Here is a 19,922-nt window from a genome sequence, read left to right as displayed (position 1 = left end):
GTGAAGGGAAAAACGAAACCGACCAATCAGCGAGCGAAAAAGCCAACACCGAATTTGATTCGGTGGCGCTTTGTCACGGTCTGTTTCTGTATTTCCCTTGCCATGGTCGCGTTGATTGCCCGCGCCGCATTCATTCAAGTCATCGAGCCGGATCGCCTTCTTCAGGAAGGCGATATGCGTTCTGTCCGTGTCAAAGCCCTTCATTCCGCACGCGGCATTATCACTGACCGTAACGGCGATTCGCTGGCCGTCAGTGTCCCGGTTGAAGCGGTATATGTGGATCCGGTGACTGTGTTTAAGAACGGCGGCCTTAAAGATATTGACCGCTGGTACGCGCTGGCTGATGTGTTGGGTATCGACCGTCAGGCGATGGTAAACCGTATTGAACGCAATAAAACCAAACGCTTTATCTACCTGCAGCGTCAGGTTGGCCCAGCTGTGGCTGACTATATTTCCGGTCTTCGCTTACCGGGAATTGGCATGAATGACGAGTCCCGTCGTTTTTATCCGGCCGGTGAAGTCAGTGCACACCTTGTGGGTGTGACGGGCATTGATGGCCGTGGCCTTGAAGGTATTGAGCGTGGCTATGATGGTTGGCTGAGTGGTGAGCCCGGCCGTCGTACTGTGCGCAAAGACCGCTATGGCCGTGTCGTGGAAGTGATTTCCAAAGAGGCCAAGGAAGAAGGCAAGCCGCTTCAACTGAGTATCGATCAGCGCCTTCAGGCGATTTCTTATCGCGCCATCAAGCAAGCGGTTGCGGACTACCGTGCGACCTCTGGCTCATTGGTCATGGTCGATGTGCGTACTGGTGAAGTACTGGCGATGGTGAATGCACCGTCGTACAACCCGAATAACCGCGCCGATCTGAAAAGTTTTAAAATGCGTAATCGCGCCATCACTGACGTTTTCGAGCCAGGTTCCACTATCAAACCTCTGGTGGTTTTGGCTGCATTGGAAAATGGCGTAGCGGATAAGTCGACCATCATTGATACGGGTAACGGTGTGATGAGTATCGGCGGAGCGCGTGTCCGAGATGTTTCCAAAGTCGGTGAAGCAAACCTCCGTAAAATCCTCCAAAAATCCAGTAACATCGGTGTCAGTAAACTGTCTCTTTCTATGCCAGTCGAAGCACTGCTTGGCCTTTACAGCAGCTTTGGCATCGGTGACGCAACTGGTGTGAACCTGGTCGGTGAGTCTTATGGACTCTATCCGAATCGTCGCCGTTGGTCTGACTTCGAACGCGCAACGCTCTCCTTTGGTTATGGCCTTTCTATCACGCCGGCTCAGCTTGCCCGCGCTTATGCGGTACTTGGTGCGGAAGGTGTGAATCGCCCGCTGTCGATTTTGAAAACAGAATCCGTGGTACCGGGTAAACAGGTCGCATCACAAGAAAATACCCGAAAAGTGTTGGATATGCTGGAGTCTGTGACGCAGGAAGGCGGCAGTGCCCGCCGTGCAGCGGTTGATGGTTATCGCGTTGGGGCAAAAACAGGTACAGCGAAAGTTGCGGTGGCCGGTGGCTACGGTGATGAATATATCGGTTATACGGCGGGGATCGCACCTTTGAGCGAGCCGCGCATTGCCATGGTGGTGGTGATCAATGAACCCCAAGGCGACAAATATTACGGTGGTCAGGTTGCGGCCCCCGTGTTTTCTGACGTGATGAAGAGCGCGTTGCAGATCCTCAATATCGCACCGGACGCTCAGCAGCCATTTTTACAGATTGCTAATACGGACAATCGGAACTGATGCCGAACACGAGCTTTAAAGAATTATTGGCGCCTTGGTATGACGCCATCCCAGAAACACCTATTACCGGTTTGACGCTGGATAACCGCCAGATCCAACCGGGTGATGTATTTATTGCCGTTCAGGGGCATTCCCTGGACGCGCGCCGTTTTATCCCTGCAGCTATTGAAGCCGGCGCAGCGGCGGTGATTGCCGATGATGGTGATACTAACGGCCAGTTTGATGTCACCTTGCAAAATGGTGTGCCAGTCGTTGCCTTCCCTCACTTGAAATCCACCCTGTCGGAAATCGCCGACCGTTTTTACCAATCACCCAGCAAAATGATTAAGGTGATTGGTGTGACAGGCACCAATGGTAAAACCACGGTGAGCCAGTTAGTTGCGCAGTGGATTGATCTGCTTGAAGGTAAAGCGGCAGTGATGGGAACCACAGGTAACGGCTTCCTTGATGCATTAGAGCCAGCTTTAAACACCACAGGCAGCGCGTTGGATATACAACAGCAACTGGCAGCGTTTAACCATCAGGGTGCGACTCACGTGGCGATGGAAGTGTCTTCCCATGGTTTGGTGCAGGATCGCGTGAAGGCCGTGGCTTTTGATGCTGCTATCTTCACAAACCTCAGTCGTGACCACCTTGATTACCACGGCACCATGGAAGCGTACGCCGAAGCCAAGCTTCGCCTGTTTACCCACTATGGCTCACCGGTTTCCGTGATTAACGTTGACGACCCGGTCGGTGCAAACTGGGTCAGTAATATGCCGGAAGCGGTGGCAGTTTCTTTGCTGGAGGACAATGTTCTTCAGCATCAAGGCCGCAAGCTTTGGCTAACATCTGTCGACTATGCGACAAGTGGCGTGACCATCAGCTTTGACTCTTCATGGGGCGCTGGTCAATTTACTGCGCCGTTGGTGGGTGAATTCAATGTCATGAACCTTTTGGTTAGCCTGACCACGCTTCTGGGACTTGGCTACGAAAAAGAAACTCTGATGGCAGCTGCCAGCAAGTTGCAGGCGGTGATTGGGCGCATGGAAGTTTTTCATCGTGCTGACAAACCTATGTTGGTGGTGGATTATGCTCACACCCCCGATGCTCTTGAAAAGGCGCTGATGGCTCTTCGCCGTCACTGCGACGGTAAGCTTTGGTGTATTTTCGGTTGTGGTGGCGATAGGGATACAGGTAAACGCCCAATGATGGCAGACATTGCTGAAAGATTGGCTGATGTCGCTATTCTGACCGACGACAATCCCCGCTCTGAATCTCCGGAAGCGATTGTGGCTGACATGCTTAAAGGCATGGTAGATCCCGATCAGGCAATTATCCTTCACGACCGCGCGGAAGCGTGTGGCTATGCATTTGAAAATGCGTCAGAAAAAGACGTGATTCTGGTCGCAGGAAAAGGACACGAAGACTATCAAGTGCTGGCATCAGGTACTGTTCACTATTCCGATCGTGAGACCGTACGCCGTTTGTTGGAGGAAGAGGCATGATCCCAGTTTCGTTGAAATCACTGCAGGCTGTTTTAGACGCTGATCTGGTCGGCGAAGATGTGGTGATTGATGCCGTTTCCACCGACACACGAACGCTTGGCAATGGCGCTTTGTTTGTCGCGCTGGTGGGCGAGCGATTCGATGCTCATGATTTTGTAGAAACTGCGCATGAAAACGGCGCGTCAGCGCTTTTGGTTTCCAAACCTGTCGATGTCGCACTGCCACAACTGATCGTGAAAGACACCAAGCTTGCTTTGGGGCAACTGGGCGCATGGGTGAAATCTCAATGTGACGTGAAGACGATTGCGCTCACAGGTAGTTGCGGTAAAACCACTGTCAAAGAAATGCTGGCTGCCATTCTGTCTCCAAAAGGCCAGACGCTATACACCGCGGGTAACTTCAATAACGACATTGGTGTGCCGCTGACCTTGCTTCGCCTGCAACCTTCTGATGAGTACGCTGTGATGGAATTGGGCGCTAACCACATTGGTGAAATTGCCTATACCACGTCTTTGGTTAAACCGGATCTGGCGATGGTCACTAACCTTGCAGCAGCACATTTGGAAGGCTTCGGTTCCCTTGATGGGGTGGCAAAAGCCAAAGGTGAAATCTTCCAGGGGCTTGCTGACGGTGACTTGGCAATCGTTAATCAGGACAGCAATGGTGGGGCTTTCTGGGATGACGTACTGAAAAGTAAGCAAGTACTTACCATGACAGTGACTGACAAGCCTGCAGACTACCACGCCGAGAATATTCATCAGGTCGACAACGGCTGCTATGCCTTCGATCTGGTTTCACCACAAGGTACCTATCCGGTGACACTCAGCCTTCCCGGCGAGCACAACGTTGCGAACGCGATTCTTGCTGCCATTGCTGCGACCAGAATCGATAGTAAGGTGACGATGGACGATGTGGTCCGAGGTCTTGCTTCTGTGTCGCCTGTTAAAGGCCGCGGTGCGATAAGCTTCCCGCGCCCAGGTCTTCGCCTGATTGATGACAGCTACAACGCCAGCCTTGCAGCAATGAAAGCCGCAGTGGATTTGCTGGATGGCTTCGACGGAGACAAAGTCATCGTCTTAGCTGATATGGGTGAGATGGGCGAACATTCCGAATCGGTGCATGGAGAAGTTGCAGAGCACCTCAGCAAAGCCGCTATCCAAACCGTGATTACTTATGGACCTGCCAGCGCCGCGATTAGCGAACGTTGCGGGGGTCAGCACTTTGAAGATAAAAGCGCATTGATTGCGCATGTAGTAGAACTGATGAAAACAAAACGCGAAGTATCCGTTTTGGTCAAAGGGGCCAACGGAATGAAGATGTCTGAAGTGGTTGCAGCAATAGAGGAGGCAGCCAAATGCTAGATTGGCTATCAGATATCCTAACCCAACACATTCCGTTTTTCCGACTGTTTGATTATCTGACATTCCGCGCAATCCTGAGCGTGTTGACTGCATTGACGTTGTCACTCTGGATGGGACCGCGCTTGATCGCTCGCTTGCAGATGCTGCAAATCGGTCAGGTAGTACGTAACGAAGGTCCGGAATCCCACTTCAGCAAACGTGGTACGCCAACCATGGGCGGCATCATGATCCTAACAGCGATTACGGTCACCGTGCTGCTGTGGGCTGACCTTTCCAACCCTTACGTTTGGGCGGTATTGTTCGTGACTCTGGGTTACGGTGCTGTCGGTTTTGTCGATGACTACCGTAAAGTGGTACGCAAGAACACAGATGGCCTGATTGCCCGCTGGAAGTATTTCTGGCAATCCGCCATTGCGCTTGTTGTGGCCTTCGCCCTCTATATCCACGGTAAAGATACTGCCGCCACCCAACTTGTGGTGCCTTTCTTCAAAGACGTGATGCCTCAGCTTGGCCTGTTCTACATCGTCTTCACCTATTTCGTGATTGTTGGCTCGAGTAACGCGGTGAACCTCACTGACGGTCTTGATGGTTTGGCCATCATGCCAACCGTGATGGTGGCCAGTGGTTTTGCCTTTATTGCTTGGGCGACAGGTAACGTGAACTTTGCTGAATACCTGCACATCCCTTATATCAAAGATGCCGATGAATTGGTGATTGTCTGTGCGGCGATTGTCGGCGCAGGTCTGGGCTTCTTGTGGTTTAACACCTATCCGGCACAAGTATTTATGGGGGATGTGGGCTCACTGGCACTGGGTGGTGCACTGGGCACGATTGCCGTGTTGGTGCGTCAGGAATTTTTGCTGGTGATCATGGGTGGTGTGTTCGTGATGGAAACCTTGTCAGTGATCCTGCAAGTGGGCTCTTACAAACTGCGTGGTCAGCGCATTTTCCGCATGGCGCCTATCCACCACCACTACGAATTGAAAGGCTGGCCAGAGCCGCGCGTAATTGTACGATTCTGGATTATTACCCTGATGCTGGTTCTTGCAGGACTGGCAACATTGAAGGTGCGCTAAATGAAGACAGACGCCGCGAAAAACATTGTGGTGATTGGGCTCGGTATGACCGGGCTCTCTGTCGTTAATCATCTTGTGAGAAAAGATGATGGCGCGACTGTGAAAGTGATTGATACCCGTGCAAACCCGCCAGGCGCAGAGCAGTTACCGAAAAATGTGGCATTGCACGCTGGTGGCTGGAATATGGATTGGCTGGTTTCAGCAGACCAGATTGTGGCAAGCCCAGGCATTGCGCTGGCAACGCCAGAGCTTAAAGAAGCGGCTGCGAAAGGCATTGAGATTGTCGGTGACATTGAACTCTTCGCCCGCGATGTAAGAGCGCCTGTCATTGGTATTACCGGCTCAAACGGTAAAAGCACCGTGACCAGTCTGGTTGGTGAAATGGCAAAAGCGGCAGGCATCAATGTCGGTGTTGGCGGCAATATCGGCTTTGCAGCTTTGGATGTGCTGGCCAGTGAGCACGAGCTTTATGTACTGGAGCTGTCGAGCTTCCAGCTTGAAACCACCTCCTCCCTGAACTTGGAAGCGGCAGTGTTCCTCAACCTCTCAGAAGATCATATGGATCGCTATGAAGGGATGGATGACTACCGCGATGCCAAATTGCGCATTTTCGACCAAACCAAGCTGTCGGTTTGGAACCAAGACGATCTCCAGACCAAAAATACACAGACCAAAGGCGGCAATGTGCCTGCTATCAGCTTCGGCTTCACGTCAGGTGAGTACACACTCACCGAGAAAGACGGCGCAGAGTGGCTGACGTCAAAAGGCGACCTTGTGATGGCGGTGTCTGATATCGCGCTGGTGGGTCGTCACAACGTGGCTAACTGTCTGGCGGCGATGGCGCTGGCTGATGCAGTGGGAGTGAGCCGTGAAGCGCAATGTCAGGCGATGCGTGAATACCGGGGTTTACCTCATCGCTGTCAGCAAGTGATCGAACACAACGGCGTGCTTTGGGTGAATGACTCTAAAGCGACCAACCCCGCGAGCACTGAAGCGGCACTTGATGGCCTGCAACTAGCGGGGCGTCTGCACCTTTTGGTGGGTGGTGATGGCAAAGGCGCCGACTTCTCTTCGTTGAAACCTATTCTCGATAAGCTGAACGTGACTTTGTACTGCTATGGCCGAGATGGTCATGCTTTTACAAATCTGGTTGCGTCGCCTGTGGTAATTGAAACCATGCAGGAAGCCATGGATATCGCGGCATCAACTGCGACATCTGGTGACATGGTGTTGTTATCTCCAGCATGCGCGAGCTTCGACCAGTTCATCAACTTTATGGTACGAGGTGATACCTTTGCTGCATACGCGCAAGAGATTGCACAGCGAAGCGCAGAGGAGAGCGTGACGGAATGATGAGTGCGAAGTGGGACGACAACCGTTTGATGCGCTGGATTTCGAATCCAGCGCCAACGGCATTGTATGACCGCCAGCTGGTGTGGCTGTCATTCGGCCTGATGATGGTTGGCCTCATCATGGTGTCCTCTGCTTCTATTCCTGTTTCTGTCCGTTTGGTTGATGAGCCGTTCTATTTCGCCATGCGTCAGGGCGTCTATCTGGTAGGTGCACTTATCATTGCCGGCGTGGCCATGCAGATACCTTTGTCGCGTTGGCAACAACTCAGCATTCCTCTGCTTTTTATCTCGCTCGCGCTTTTGCTGGCGGTTCTGCTGGTCGGTAAATCGGTAAACGGTGCATCCCGTTGGCTGCCAATGGGCTTTTTTAACCTGCAGCCAGCAGAAGTGGCCAAATTATCACTCTTCCTGTTTATTGCTGGCTACCTTGTTCGTCGCCATGGTGAAGTCAGAGAAAGCGTCACCGGCTTTTTGAAACCACTGGCGGTGCTGGTGGTGATTGCTGGTCTTTTGCTGCTTCAACCTGACCTTGGCTCTGTTGTCGTCATGTTTGTTACGACGGTAGGCATGCTGTTTATTGCCGGCGCCAAGCTATGGCAGTTCGGTGTCTTGCTGTTTACCGGTCTTGGACTGGTGGGTCTTTTGATCATTGCTGAGCCCTACCGTGTTGCTCGCGTGACCTCCTTCTTGGATCCTTGGCAAGACCCATTTGGCAGTGGCTATCAGCTGACGCAATCTTTGATGGCCTTTGGCCGCGGCAGCTGGTGGGGTCAGGGGCTGGGCAATTCTATCCAGAAACTCGAATACCTACCGGAAGCCCATACGGACTTTGTTATTGCGGTGCTGGCAGAAGAGCTCGGTCTTATTGGCGTCACTGTCGTTTTGCTGATGGTATTTGCATTGGTCTTTCGTGCGCTGTTTATCGGGAAGCGTTGCCTTGAAGCGAACCAGCTTTTCGGTGGTTTTCTGGCATTTGGTATTGGCATTTGGTTTGCGTTTCAGGCGCTGGTGAATGTCGGTGCAGCGGCAGGTATTATGCCGACTAAAGGTTTGACGTTACCGCTGGTCAGTTATGGCGGTTCCAGTTTATTTATTATGTCGACGGCGGTGGCGCTACTTCTTCGCATTGACCACGAATACCGTTTGGAAACGGCGCAGGCGCACCAACGAATTGTCTCTCATGAAAAACGAAAACGAACAAAAGCATAAACGATTATTGGTGATGGCCGGTGGAACCGGCGGTCACGTTTTCCCGGGACTTGCAGTAGCCAAAGAGTTGCAGGAACAAGGTTGGGAAATTCGCTGGCTGGGAACGGCAGACAGGATGGAAGCGGATTTGGTGCCAAAACATGGCATTGAGATCGACTTTATTGAAGTAAAAGGGCTGCGTGGTTCGGGCTTTGCGCGTAAACTTCTCGCCCCTTGGATGGTACTTAATGCTGTTGTTCAGGCAAAGCGCCATATCAAAAACTGGAAACCGAATGCTGTGCTGGGCATGGGAGGTTATGTGAGTGGACCGGGTGGTTTGGCGGCATGGCTAAGTCGCATTCCCGTTGTACTCCACGAGCAAAATGCCGTCGCGGGGTTAACCAACCAGTGGCTGGCCAAGATAGCCAAGCGTGTGTTGCAGGCTTTTCCTGGTGCATTTAATGGCAAGGAAGTCGTTGGCAATCCGGTAAGAAAGGATGTTTGCGCCTTGCCAGAGCATAAGGCTTATGTAGATGGCGCACCGCTAAAAGTGTTGGTGATGGGAGGAAGCCAAGGGGCTCGAATCTTAAACCACACAGTGCCGGAAGCGGTATCGAAGCTGAACCGAGAAGTGGTGATTCGTCATCAGGCGGGTAAAGGCAATCAGTCTGACACGGCAGAGCGCTTCCAGAAAGCGGGCGTGGTGAATGTTGAAGTCATCGAGTTTATTGATGATGTCGCTGAAGCCTATGATTGGGCAGATATCCTGATTTGCCGCTCTGGTGCTTTGACGGTATCGGAAGTATCTGCAGCAGGTGTGCCATCGATCTTCGTGCCTTTCCAGCACAAAGATCGCCAGCAGGCACTGAATGCTGAGCACCTCGTCGAGAGTGGCGCGGCGCTAATGATAGAACAACCGGATTTGAGTGCTGACGCATTGGCGGCGGCACTGGAAGATAAAGATTCATCGTCATTGATGGCGATGTCGAAGGCTGCTAGAGCCGCGGCAATAACCAATGCCGCTGAGCGTGTAGCCAGTGTCATCAAAGACGTAGCGAAGTAGAGAACAAAGTGATGGGCAAATTTGATAGTCATCAATTAGAAAAAATTCGAACCATGGTGCCGGAAATGCGCCGTGTGAAGCGCATTCACTTTGTGGGTATTGGCGGTGCCGGTATGTGCGGTATTGCGGAAGTGCTGATCAACGAAGGTTATGAAATTACGGGCTCTGACCTTTCTGAGAATGCAGTGACTCAGCGTTTGGAGAGTAAAGGCGCTAAAGTTTTCTTCGGTCACGCCGAGAGTAATGTTGATGGTGCAAGCGTCGTTGTGGTTTCGACTGCAATCCGCCAGGACAATCCAGAGTTAGTTGCAGCGAAAGCCGCACGTATTCCTGTAGTACGCCGCGCAGAGATGCTGGCCGAACTCATGCGGTATCGTCATGGCATTGCCGTTGCGGGTACGCATGGTAAAACCACTACAACAGCGCTAACTACGCTGATTTATCAGGAAGCAGGTCTGGATCCAACGTTTGTGAACGGTGGTCTGGTGAAAAGTGCAGGTACTAACGCGCGTTTAGGTTGCAGCCGTTACTTGATTGCTGAAGCCGATGAAAGTGATGCCTCCTTCCTGCATTTGCAGCCAATGGTGGCGATTGTCACTAATATTGAAGCTGATCACATGGATACCTATGGTGGCAACTTTGACAACCTGAAGCAGACGTTTGTCGACTTCCTGCACAAGCTGCCTTTCTATGGTCAGGCGGTCATGTGTGTGGATGATCCTGTGGTGCGTGAGCTTATCCCTAGTATTGGCCGACAGGTGATCACTTATGGTTTTTCTGAAGATGCCGATGTGCGCTTGAAAGATTATCGCCAGGAAGGCCAAAAAGGTATTTTCACGATTTTGCGTGCTGGCAAACCGGAGATTCACATCGAACTGAATATTCCAGGCCGACACAATGCATTGAATGCGGCAGCTGCCGTTGCAGTGGCAACGGAAGATGGCGTGGAAGACGACGCTATACTGCGCGCGCTGGCGAGCTTTGAAGGTACAGGCCGTCGCTTTGACCAACTGGGTCTGTTCCCGGTGGAAGATGGTAATGCACTACTGGTGGATGACTATGGTCACCACCCAAGCGAAGTGGATGTCACCATTCAAGCTGCGCGTGCGGGTTGGGAAGATAACCGCCTGGTGATGGTGTTCCAGCCACACCGCTACAGCCGTACCCGCGATTTGTATGACGATTTTGCCAATGTGCTTGAGCAGGTTGACGTGCTGCTGATGCTGGATGTGTATTCTGCCGGTGAAGCGCCAATTGCCGGTGCCGATGGCCGAAGTCTGTGCCGCACTATTCGTGGCCGTGGAAAAATTGATCCTATCTTTGTGCCGGATGTGGAAGCTTTACCTGCAGCGTTAGCTGCAGTGATTCAACCAGGCGACCTGGTGCTGACACAAGGGGCAGGTGATATTGGTAAGGTGGCTAGAAAATTGGCCGAATTGAAACTGGATAAAAAGGCGTTGAGCGAGCAGGTATAAACCTGATTACATGTAGAATGACTGAGGTTGGGCAGAGTGATGTCTAACTTTTAACCTGTTTTTGGTGGTTTTGCATGTATTTGATCTCAGCTTCATCACTTCAGCGCCAAGAAGGGTTGGTGACCTGTCAAACTGACCGTTATAATCGGTCAGCTTTGCTGAGGCAAAGCCGCAGGTTGCCTGAAGATAGAGAGGCAATTGCCTGATATGACAAATGTGACCGTAGAGGACATACCGGCTCAGCCTTCAATGTTGAAAGAACATTGGGGGGGGCTGGTGTTTTTAGTGTTTGTCATTCTGGCTATCCTCTGGTCATTGCTCCGTGTCATCACCTGGATGGGGGACGAAGAGCAATTGCCGTTGTCCCAGATTATTGTACAAGGTGAGCTGGAACACTTAACACCATTGGAAGTGCGCAATGCGGTTTTGCAACTCGGTGGTTTGAACAGCTTTATGATTCAGGATGTGGATGACATCCACAGTGCAATTTCTGCACTGCCCTGGGTCGCGAATGTCGCCGTGCGAAAGCAATGGCCGGATACGATCAAAGTCAATGTGACTGAATACCAGCCTCAGGCAGTCTGGAATGGATCGTTTCTTTTGGATGTTGGCGGGGACGTGTTTGGCGCGGATCCTGCTGAGGTAAAAAATTTGGGCTTAGTTTCACTACATGGCCCAGCTGGCAGCGAAAAAGAAGTGCTGGAATCGTGGCGCGAAATGCGTGGCATTCTGGCACCAACAAAATTAGAAATTGCTGCCTTGGCGCTCAATGAGCGCCGCTCGTGGCGAATTGTCACCCGTGATGGGGTGCGCATTGAATTAGGACGTGAGTCCCGCAACGAGCGATTAAAACGCTTTGTCGCACTGCTTGATGATTTCAAGTCGACCGACAGAGCGATTCAATATGTGGACTTGCGCTATGACACTGGTGCTGCGGTGGGCTGGAAAGCTCCGGAAGTAGAAGCCAGTGACGAGAATACCTGAGAGTAGGTGGAATGAAACAAACAACTGACAGACCGCTGATTGTTGGATTGGATATCGGAACCTCCAAGGTTTCTGTTCTGGTCAGTGAGATTTTGCCTGACGGTGCGATCAATGTGCTGGGTGTGGGCTCTACGCCTTCACAAGGCATGGATAAAGGCGGTGTCAACGATCTTGAGTCTGTTGTTAAATCAGTGGAGCGTGCGGTTAACGACGCAGAGCTGATGTCTGATTGCAAGATTCGTTCAGTCTATCTGTCGCTATCAGGAAAGCATATTCATTGCCAGACCGAACGTGGTATGGGAACGATTTCCGATGAGGAGGTCACGCAGGATGACGTCGACATGGTGATTCACACGGCGAAGTCGGTGAAGATCAGTGACGAGCAGCGCGTGCTGCACGTTATCCCGCAGGAATACAAAATCGACTATCAGGAAGGGATTAAGAATCCTGTTGGTCTTTCCGGTGTGCGTATGGAAGCCAGCGTGCACCTTATCACTTGTCACAACGATACTGCGCGAAATATCGAAAAAGCGGTGGAACGTTGTGGCCTGAAAGTGGACCAATTAATTTTCTCTGGTCTGGCGGCAAGCCATGCAGTCATCACTGCCGACGAGAGAGAGTTGGGGGTATGCGTCGTCGATATTGGCGGCGGAACCATGGACATTGCCGTTTGGACTGGCGGCGCTTTGCGTCATGCAGCCGTGATTCCTTACGCTGGAAATGTCATCACCAGCGACATTGCTTATGCCTTCGGTACACCTCTTAGCGACGCTGAGAAAATCAAAGTGAAGCATGGGTGTGCGTTAAGCGAGTTGGTGAACAAAGATGCCAAGGTCAATGTGCCAAGCGTTGGGGGGCGTCCTTCACGGAGCCTGCAGCGTCAAACACTGGCCGAAGTCATTGAACCGCGTTGCAGCGAATTGCTGGGGTTGGTGCAGCAAGAGTTGGAACGTGTTCAGGAGCGTCTGCGCGGACAAGGTGTAAAACACCAACTGGCCGCAGGTATCGTCCTTACGGGCGGTGCTGCGCAAATGCATGGGCTGGTTGAATGCGCTGAGCGCGTTTTCCAGAACCAGGTACGCGTGGGGCTTCCTGATGGTGTGACAGGGCTGACTGACTATGTCAACGCAACCTATCATGCCACTGCAGTTGGGTTACTGCATTACGGCAAAGAAAACCTATTGAACGAATCGAGCGAGCCGGAGCCTAAAAGAACTGTATCAGGCATGTTCAGTAAACTTAGTGGCTGGCTTAAGAAAGAATTTTAAACCTGATGCGAACAGGAAAGACGGAGAGAACACATGTTTGAACCGATGATGGAAATGTCCAACGATGCAGTAATTAAAGTCGTTGGTGTTGGCGGCGGCGGTGGTAATGCAGTCGAGCACATGGTGCGTGAGTCAATTGAAGGGGTGGAGTTCATCACTGTCAATACTGATGCACAGGCTCTGCGCAAGACAGCGGTGAGCACCGTTATCCAAATTGGTGGCGATATCACAAAAGGTCTGGGTGCGGGTGCAAATCCTCAGGTAGGTCGTGAATCAGCTATGGAAGATCGCGAAGCGATTAAAGCTGAGCTCGAAGGTGCCGATATGGTATTTATCGCAGCAGGCATGGGCGGTGGTACTGGTACCGGTGCGGCTCCTGTGATTGCTGAGGTAGCGAAAGAGCTGGGCATTCTGACCGTAGCGGTAGTGACCAAGCCATTCAGCTTCGAAGGTAAGAAGCGTATGGCGTTTGCAGAACAGGGTATCGAAGAGCTTTCCAAGCACGTCGATTCTCTGATCACTATCCCTAACGAGAAGTTGCTGAAAGTACTGGGTCGCGGCATCACCTTGCTGGATGCATTTGCGAAAGCAAATGATGTATTGCGTAACGCAGTACAGGGCATCGCGGAGCTGATCACCCGTCCTGGCCTTATCAACGTCGACTTTGCGGACGTCCGCACTGTGATGTCTGAAATGGGTCATGCCATGATGGGTAGCGGCGTTGCAACCGGTGAAGACCGTGCAGAAGAAGCGGCTGAAATGGCAATTTCAAGCCCACTGCTGGAAGATATTGATCTGGCAGGCGCACGTGGTGTTCTGGTGAACATTACGGCAGGTTTTGATATGCGACTGGATGAATTTGAAACTGTGGGCAACACCGTTAAAGCGTTCGCCTCAGATAACGCCACTGTGGTTATCGGTTCGTCCATGGATCCAGAAATGAGTGACGAACTTCGTGTGACTGTGGTCGCTACAGGTATTGGTAACGAGCGTAAGCCGGACATCACTTTGGTGCCAGGCACACAGCAAAAACCAGTACCGGTAGAAAATAAGGCACAACCTTTGCAAGAAACACCAAAGGCGGCAACGCCTGTGCAAGGTGGACGTCCTGCAGAACCGTCTGTTCAACCACAGACTTCTAACGTTGCACCGAAGCCGAAACAGGAACAAGACTACCTAGATATCCCTGCGTTTTTACGTAAACAAGCGGATTAACAATAGGCAGTGCTTGGTTTGTATACAGCAGCATGGTATCATGCTGCCCGTTTTGCCCTAGTGTGACACTGTAATGAGTGATTTGGGGCGCAAAAACAAGTATTCAGTTGGGAATGGCAGATGATTAGACAAAGAACATTAAAAACTATTGTTCAGACGACCGGAGTTGGTTTGCACTCTGGCCGTAAGGTCACCTTGATCCTGCGCCCGGCTGCAGCGAACACAGGCGTGATTTATCGCCGTACTGACCTGAACCCACCGGTGGATTTCCCGGCGGATCCAGCGTCTGTGCGCGACACCATGCTGTGTACTGCACTGGTTAATGATGATGGCGTACGTATCTCAACCGTTGAGCACCTTAATGCTGCTCTGGCTGGTATGGGTATCGATAACGTGATTATCGAAGTAGATGCACCAGAGATTCCAATCATGGACGGTAGCGCAAGCCCGTTCATTTATCTGCTGCAATCTGCGGGTATTGAAACACTTAATGCACCAAAACGTTTTGTACGCATTAAGAAACCTGTTCGCATCGAAGACGGCGACAAGTGGGCAGAGCTGCTGCCGTATGACGGCTTCCGCCTCGACTTCGCCATCGATTTCAATCACCCGGCAATTGAAGCAGAGCAACAAAATCTGGTGTTGGACTTCTCTTCTCAGTCTTTCATCAAAGACATCAGCCGCGCACGTACTTTTGGTTTCATGCGTGATATCGAGTACCTACAGTCGCGTAACCTGTGCCTGGGTGGTAGCTTTGATTGTGCCATTGTCCTTGATGATTACCGCATCCTGAACGAAGAAGGCCTACGTTTTGACAATGAGTTGGTGAAACACAAAGTATTGGATGCCATTGGTGACCTTTACATGTGCGGCCACAACATCATTGGTGAAATGCGTGCTTATAAGTCAGGCCATGCACTGAATAACCAGTTGCTGCGTGCAGTACTGGCTGATCAGGAAGCATGGGAGTGGGCGACATTTGAAGATGAGCAGACGCTCCCGGTGACATTCGCACAACCAGGTATGGTTCTGGCGTAAGCAAAAGAACAACGAAAAAACCGAAGCCTTGGCTTCGGTTTTTTTATGGCTGCGGGAAGGTGATTAGTCTTCTCGGTTCGACATCGCAGCGATAGCTTCAAGCCGCTTTTTGACCTTATCTGGCGCGCTTTCCGCAATAGCCTTGAGATATTCTGCGGCCATTGGACTCACTTTACGCCACTTTTTCTCCGCTTCTTTAGCCTCTTCCTTTCTAACAAGGTCAACAGCCAGCGCAGGGTTTACCTTAATCTCAATCGTCATTAGAGACGGGAGCGTATCTCTTCGAAGTGCGGACATCAGAGTATGTCTGTCATAGTTGAGCCTAGTAGCCCAAGCAGAAGAGCCGCATTCCAGAATCAAAATACCATCACGGTAATTCGCCACGCGGCATTGTTTTGCCGATTGGGCTGGAAGCAAAGCCTGAACCTGCTCATTGAGCTGGGAAAGTGCCATGGCTCGTTGACGCACCTGTCCGGTCAATGAGTTTTCCAGCAGCTCTTGGGCGGCTTGTGGTCGATGGTCTCGCATTGATGTCTGTTATCCCGAATTGGCTTAGTTAAAGAGTATCAATTCCCAGCTGTTCTCTCCATGTCATCCCTGCATAAACCTTGATATGGCGTAATAACTTTGCACCATAACTGAACATAAACTGCACTAAAAAGGTTCTAGTCAATGAACGGGTTCTAATTTTTGTCAACGAAAGTCGATGAACCCGCATTACAGGTGGGATGAGCGATAGATATGCCTTATTATAATCAGCCTTGAAGTACCTTAGCGTGATTAACTGATTCTCAGGCCTTGAAATCTGACTCCAAAGGCACCAGATCAACGCTATAACGCATCGTTAATTCTTCCGAAAGAATTTTGGCAGAGGGATATGCTGACTGTTCTCTGCCGCACTGGATCCAGGCTTTGGCCAATACGCTAAAGCGACAAAATGAGAGAAACGGCAAAGCCATGTTATCGAAACTAATTACCAAAGTAATCGGAAGCCGCAATGACCGCACACTGCGTCGCCTTCGCAAAATTGTAAATGAAATCAACAACCTTGAACCGCAATTTGAAGCGCTCAGCGATGAAGAGCTGAAAGCCAAAACTGCTGAATATCGCCAACGTATCGAGCAAGGAGAATCACTGGACGCTATTCTGCCGGAAGCCTTTGCTACCGTACGTGAAGCGTCTAAGCGTGTTTACGGCATGCGTCACTTCGACGTTCAGATGATTGGCGGCATGGTACTGAACAATGGCCAAATCGCAGAGATGCGTACCGGTGAAGGTAAAACCCTGACCGCAACCCTGCCAGCTTACCTGCATGCGCTCACAGGCAAAGGCGTTCACATCGTCACAGTGAATGACTATCTGGCGAAGCGTGATGCCGAAACCAACCGTCCGCTGTTTGAATTTCTGGATATGACGGTTGGCGTGAACGTGCCGAACATGCATCCGCAAGAGAAAAAACAAGCCTACCTTGCAGACATTCTTTACGGAACGAACAACGAGTTTGGTTTCGATTACCTTCGCGACAACATGGCATTCCGTGCCGAAGACCGCGTTCAGCGCTCCCGCTACTTTGCAGTAGTGGATGAAGTTGACTCCATCCTTATCGATGAAGCGCGTACTCCTCTTATTATTTCTGGCCCTGCAGAAGACAGCTCTGATATGTACACTCGTATCAACGCGCTGATCCCTCAACTGGTTCGCCAGGACAAAGAAGACAGCGAAGAGTACCGTGGTGACGGCCACTTTACTGTCGACGAAAAGGGCAAGCAAGCTCACCTGACAGAAACCGGTCAGGAGTTTGTTGAAGAGCTGCTGAAGAAAAATGGCCTGATGGAAGAGCACGACACGCTGTACTCTCCTGCCAATATCACTTTGCTTCACCACATCAATGCAGCATTGCGTGCACATGTACTGTTTGAGAAAGACGTTGATTACATCGTGAAAGACGATGAAGTCATCATCGTTGACGAACACACTGGCCGTACTATGCCTGGCCGTCGTTGGTCTGAAGGTCTACACCAGGCTGTTGAAGCTAAAGAAGGCGTGAAGATCCAGAACGAAAACCAGACGCTGGCATCGATCACTTTCCAGAACTTCTTCCGTCTGTATGACCGTCTGTCAGGTATGACAGGTACCGCAGATACCGAAGCGTTCGAATTCCAGTCAATTTATGGTTTGGATACCGTGGTTATTCCAACCAACAAACCAATGGTCCGTGATGATATGGCGGATCAGGTATACATGACTGAACGCGAGAAATTCAACGCGATCATCGAAGATATCAAAGAACGCAGCGAGAAAGGCCAGCCTTCTCTGGTGGGTACGGTTTCGATTGAAAAATCTGAGCTGCTTTCGAATGCACTGAAAAAAGCGGGCGTTAAGCACTCAGTACTGAACGCAAAATTCCACGCATCAGAAGCAGACATCGTTGCTGAAGCGGGTGCACCGGGTGCAGTGACCATCGCCACCAATATGGCGGGTCGTGGTACCGATATCGTGTTGGGTGGTAGCTGGCAAACTGAAGTTGCTAAGCTGGAAAACCCATCAGAGCAACAAATTGACGACATCAAAGCGAAATGGCGTGAGCGTCATGACGCAGTGAAAGCGGCGGGTGGCCTTCACATCATTGGTACCGAGCGTCATGAATCTCGCCGTATCGATAACCAGCTACGTGGTCGTTCTGGTCGTCAGGGTGACCCAGGTTCAAGCCGTTTCTACCTGTCGATGGAAGACTCACTGATGCGTATCTTTGCTTCTGAGCGTGTGTCGAACATGATGAAGAAGCTGGGTATGGAAGAAGGCGAAGCGATTGAGCACCCATGGGTGAACAAGGCGATTGAAAACGCGCAGCGCAAAGTAGAAGGCCGTAACTTCGATATTCGTAAGCAACTCCTGGAATTTGATGACGTCGCCAACGACCAGCGTAAGGTGGTTTACGAGCTACGTGATGAGCTGATGGAAAATACCGACATCAGCGAAATGATCGAGCAAAACCGTGAAGACATCGTCAATGCGGTGATTGATCAGTACATCCCGCCACAATCTCTGGAAGAGATGTGGGATATCGCAGGACTTGAAGGTCGCTTGAAAGCAGACTTCGACGTTGAACTTCCTCTGCAACAGTGGTTGGACAACGACGATAAGTTGTATGAAGAGCAACTGCGTGAGCAGATCCTGAATAATATCGTTGATGTCTACAAATCGAAAGAAGCCGCTGTGGGCGCTGAAACTCTGCGTAATTTCGAAAAAGCGGTCATGCTGCAAACGCTGGATACGCTTTGGAAAGAGCACTTGGCGGCAATGGACCACCTTCGTCAGGGCATCCATCTGCGTGGTTATGCACAGAAGAACCCGAAACAAGAGTACAAGCGCGAATCGTTTGAACTGTTCGAAGGCTTGCTTGAGTCGCTGAAATCAGACGTAATCATGACACTGAGTAAAGTGCGTGTTCAGCAGCCTGAAGAAGTGGATCGCATGGAAGAGCAGCGCCGCGCGCAGGCAGAAGCAGCAGCGCGCCGCCAGCAAATGAACCATGCCGAAGCGGAAAACCAATTGGCTGACGGCGAATCACAAAGCGCTTCGTCAGAAACTGTGGTTCGTGATGGCCGTAAAGTCGGTCGTAACGAGCCTTGCCCTTGTGGTTCCGGTAAGAAGTTCAAGCAGTGCCACGGTAAGATTGATTAAACTTAGGGGCTGTTGACCCTTGGTGATGATTTTTGCAGCAGTTTGTGGGGGTTTTATGCAAGGCAGAGGCTTCGATGTGTAGCTAGCCTACATGAGAAGCCAATAACGCAGCAGAAATTCCCCACAAACGCTGCCCGAAGGGTTCTGCTCTAAGCGTTTTATGCGCGGTGAGGTGTATTTGCTTAGAATGACTAGGCGGCACACACCTCACCGCGCCTAAAACGCTTATAGCGAGAACAAAATTTAACCACCAAAGGTCAACAGCTCCTAAGCACGCGAAAGAAAGGCCGCTTAGCGGCCTTTTTTATGGAAGTGAGATAATTAAATGGAAAAGAAACGGCTTCATATCGCTGCAGGGATCATTTTGAACCCTGAAGCCGATGCGATTTTCATCACCCAGCGTCCAGCTAAGGCTCACAAAGGCGGCTTTTGGGAATTTGCCGGTGGTAAAGTCGAAGACGGCGAATCTGCTCTGGAAGCGGTTAAGCGAGAGCTTGAAGAAGAAGTGGGGATTACCGCTAAGACTATTGAGCCATTTATTTCACTGGCGCATGACTACCCTGATAAAGCGTTGGCTTTCGATTTCTTTCTTGTCAGAGAATTCGAAGGTAAACCTTTTGGTAAAGAAGGGCAGCCAGGGGAGTGGGTGGCTATCAGCCAGCTAGCAAACTATACCTTCCCCGAAGCGAACGATCCGGTGCTAGACAAAATCCGCGAGATACTGGGTTGAATGTTTCAGTGTGGAAAATGGGGTCCTAGGACCTTAGAAACCTGATCTTTAGTTATCTTCTGACCAGCCGTCACTGTCAGACATATCCGGTGCACCGGCTATACGCTTTTCTTCATCGGCCCATTCACCAAGATCAATCAGTTGACATTTCTTGCTGCAAAACGGACGAAATGGGCTGACATCACCCCAAACCACAGGGATGCCACATTGTGGGCAATTGACGATGGTTGGCTTTTCTTGACTCACAAAAAC

General features: G+C 51.1%; 16 protein-coding genes. 14 read left to right on the top strand and 2 right to left on the bottom strand.

Features of this window, described 5'->3' with window-relative positions; all coding sequences use genetic code 11:
* From GMA8713_RS02575 to lpxC, 12 genes are all read left to right on the top strand, one after another.
* Nucleotides 1–1,749 carry a penicillin-binding transpeptidase domain-containing protein gene (locus GMA8713_RS02575; protein ID WP_062705441.1) on the top strand — a complete coding sequence of 583 codons (1,749 nt, stop codon included), beginning with the start codon at nucleotides 1–3 and terminating at the stop codon, nucleotides 1,747–1,749.
* Nucleotides 1,749–3,236 (top strand): UDP-N-acetylmuramoyl-L-alanyl-D-glutamate--2,6-diaminopimelate ligase, encoded by a 1,488-nt coding sequence (murE, locus tag GMA8713_RS02570; protein WP_062705439.1) that lies wholly within the window; start codon nucleotides 1,749–1,751, stop codon nucleotides 3,234–3,236. Before GMA8713_RS02575 ends, murE begins: the two co-directional genes overlap by 1 nt.
* Nucleotides 3,233–4,597 (top strand): UDP-N-acetylmuramoyl-tripeptide--D-alanyl-D-alanine ligase, encoded by a 1,365-nt coding sequence (locus tag GMA8713_RS02565; protein ID WP_062705437.1) that lies wholly within the window; start codon nucleotides 3,233–3,235, stop codon nucleotides 4,595–4,597. Before murE ends, GMA8713_RS02565 begins: the two co-directional genes overlap by 4 nt.
* On the top strand, nucleotides 4,591–5,673 hold the full coding sequence (gene mraY, locus GMA8713_RS02560) for a phospho-N-acetylmuramoyl-pentapeptide-transferase (protein WP_002537368.1): 1,083 nt from the start codon (nucleotides 4,591–4,593) through the stop codon (nucleotides 5,671–5,673). Before GMA8713_RS02565 ends, mraY begins: the two co-directional genes overlap by 7 nt.
* Complete coding sequence (gene murD, locus GMA8713_RS02555) at nucleotides 5,674–7,026, top strand: UDP-N-acetylmuramoyl-L-alanine--D-glutamate ligase (protein WP_062705434.1); 1,353 nt, start codon at nucleotides 5,674–5,676, stop codon at nucleotides 7,024–7,026.
* Nucleotides 7,023–8,234, top strand: a complete 1,212-nt coding sequence (gene ftsW, locus GMA8713_RS02550; protein ID WP_062705432.1) for a cell division protein FtsW — start codon at nucleotides 7,023–7,025, stop codon at nucleotides 8,232–8,234. The genes murD and ftsW overlap by 4 nt, the downstream gene beginning before the upstream one ends.
* A complete protein-coding gene (gene murG / locus GMA8713_RS02545) occupies nucleotides 8,206–9,276 on the top strand; it encodes an undecaprenyldiphospho-muramoylpentapeptide beta-N-acetylglucosaminyltransferase (protein ID WP_062705430.1) in 1,071 nt (356 codons plus the stop codon). The genes ftsW and murG overlap by 29 nt, the downstream gene beginning before the upstream one ends.
* An 11-nt stretch (nucleotides 9,277–9,287) precedes the next feature.
* A complete protein-coding gene (gene murC / locus GMA8713_RS02540) occupies nucleotides 9,288–10,751 on the top strand; it encodes a UDP-N-acetylmuramate--L-alanine ligase (RefSeq protein ID WP_062705428.1) in 1,464 nt (487 codons plus the stop codon).
* Nucleotides 10,752–10,958: 207 nt separating this feature from the next.
* On the top strand, nucleotides 10,959–11,735 hold the full coding sequence (locus GMA8713_RS02535; RefSeq protein ID WP_062705620.1) for a cell division protein FtsQ/DivIB: 777 nt from the start codon (nucleotides 10,959–10,961) through the stop codon (nucleotides 11,733–11,735).
* An 11-nt stretch (nucleotides 11,736–11,746) separates the two neighbouring features.
* The gene (ftsA, locus tag GMA8713_RS02530) at nucleotides 11,747–13,003 is read left to right on the top strand and encodes a cell division protein FtsA (protein WP_002537378.1); all 1,257 of its coding nucleotides are present in this window, start codon (nucleotides 11,747–11,749) and stop codon (nucleotides 13,001–13,003) included.
* 33 nt (nucleotides 13,004–13,036) lie between these two features.
* Nucleotides 13,037–14,218, top strand: a complete 1,182-nt coding sequence (ftsZ, locus tag GMA8713_RS02525; RefSeq protein ID WP_062705426.1) for a cell division protein FtsZ — start codon at nucleotides 13,037–13,039, stop codon at nucleotides 14,216–14,218.
* Nucleotides 14,219–14,338: 120 nt separating this feature from the next.
* A complete protein-coding gene (lpxC, locus tag GMA8713_RS02520; protein WP_039849731.1) occupies nucleotides 14,339–15,256 on the top strand; it encodes a UDP-3-O-acyl-N-acetylglucosamine deacetylase in 918 nt (305 codons plus the stop codon).
* 63 nt (nucleotides 15,257–15,319) lie between these two features.
* Here the strand turns inward: lpxC and GMA8713_RS02515 are convergent, their stop codons facing one another.
* Nucleotides 15,320–15,784 (bottom strand): DUF721 domain-containing protein, encoded by a 465-nt coding sequence (locus tag GMA8713_RS02515; RefSeq protein WP_062705424.1) that lies wholly within the window; start codon nucleotides 15,782–15,784, stop codon nucleotides 15,320–15,322.
* 429 nt (nucleotides 15,785–16,213) lie between these two features.
* Between GMA8713_RS02515 and secA the strand changes: the two genes are divergently transcribed.
* Nucleotides 16,214–18,940, top strand: coding sequence for a preprotein translocase subunit SecA (secA, locus tag GMA8713_RS02510; RefSeq protein ID WP_062705422.1), 2,727 nt, complete (start codon nucleotides 16,214–16,216; stop codon nucleotides 18,938–18,940).
* 325 nt (nucleotides 18,941–19,265) lie between these two features.
* Nucleotides 19,266–19,670 (top strand): 8-oxo-dGTP diphosphatase MutT, encoded by a 405-nt coding sequence (mutT, locus tag GMA8713_RS02505; protein ID WP_062705421.1) that lies wholly within the window; start codon nucleotides 19,266–19,268, stop codon nucleotides 19,668–19,670.
* A gap of 48 nt (nucleotides 19,671–19,718) precedes the next feature.
* Here mutT and yacG read toward each other — a convergent pair whose 3' ends face one another.
* Nucleotides 19,719–19,916: a DNA gyrase inhibitor YacG gene (yacG, locus tag GMA8713_RS02500; RefSeq protein ID WP_002537389.1), complete on the bottom strand. Its 198-nt coding sequence runs from the start codon at nucleotides 19,914–19,916 to the stop codon at nucleotides 19,719–19,721.
* Nucleotides 19,917–19,922: the final 6 nt, after the last annotated feature.

Origin of the sequence: Grimontia marina (assembly GCF_900060185.1) — a bacterium.
Taxonomy (GTDB): domain Bacteria; phylum Pseudomonadota; class Gammaproteobacteria; order Enterobacterales; family Vibrionaceae; genus Enterovibrio; species Enterovibrio marinus.
Note: the sequence above shows the minus strand (reverse complement) of the source record. Positions and strands in the feature narration are given on the sequence as shown.

Coding starts and splice junctions, on each gene's coding strand:
- murE (WP_062705439.1), top strand. CDS start 1,749: ATGCCGAACACGAGCTTTAAAGAATTATTGGCGCCTTGGTATGACGCC.
- GMA8713_RS02565 (WP_062705437.1), top strand. CDS start 3,233: ATGATCCCAGTTTCGTTGAAATCACTGCAGGCTGTTTTAGACGCTGAT.
- mraY (WP_002537368.1), top strand. CDS start 4,591: ATGCTAGATTGGCTATCAGATATCCTAACCCAACACATTCCGTTTTTC.
- murD (WP_062705434.1), top strand. CDS start 5,674: ATGAAGACAGACGCCGCGAAAAACATTGTGGTGATTGGGCTCGGTATG.
- ftsW (WP_062705432.1), top strand. CDS start 7,023: ATGATGAGTGCGAAGTGGGACGACAACCGTTTGATGCGCTGGATTTCG.
- murG (WP_062705430.1), top strand. CDS start 8,206: ATGAAAAACGAAAACGAACAAAAGCATAAACGATTATTGGTGATGGCC.
- murC (WP_062705428.1), top strand. CDS start 9,288: ATGGGCAAATTTGATAGTCATCAATTAGAAAAAATTCGAACCATGGTG.
- GMA8713_RS02535 (WP_062705620.1), top strand. CDS start 10,959: ATGACAAATGTGACCGTAGAGGACATACCGGCTCAGCCTTCAATGTTG.
- ftsA (WP_002537378.1), top strand. CDS start 11,747: ATGAAACAAACAACTGACAGACCGCTGATTGTTGGATTGGATATCGGA.
- ftsZ (WP_062705426.1), top strand. CDS start 13,037: ATGTTTGAACCGATGATGGAAATGTCCAACGATGCAGTAATTAAAGTC.
- lpxC (WP_039849731.1), top strand. CDS start 14,339: ATGATTAGACAAAGAACATTAAAAACTATTGTTCAGACGACCGGAGTT.
- GMA8713_RS02515 (WP_062705424.1), bottom strand. CDS start 15,784: ATGCGAGACCATCGACCACAAGCCGCCCAAGAGCTGCTGGAAAACTCA.
- secA (WP_062705422.1), top strand. CDS start 16,214: ATGTTATCGAAACTAATTACCAAAGTAATCGGAAGCCGCAATGACCGC.
- mutT (WP_062705421.1), top strand. CDS start 19,266: ATGGAAAAGAAACGGCTTCATATCGCTGCAGGGATCATTTTGAACCCT.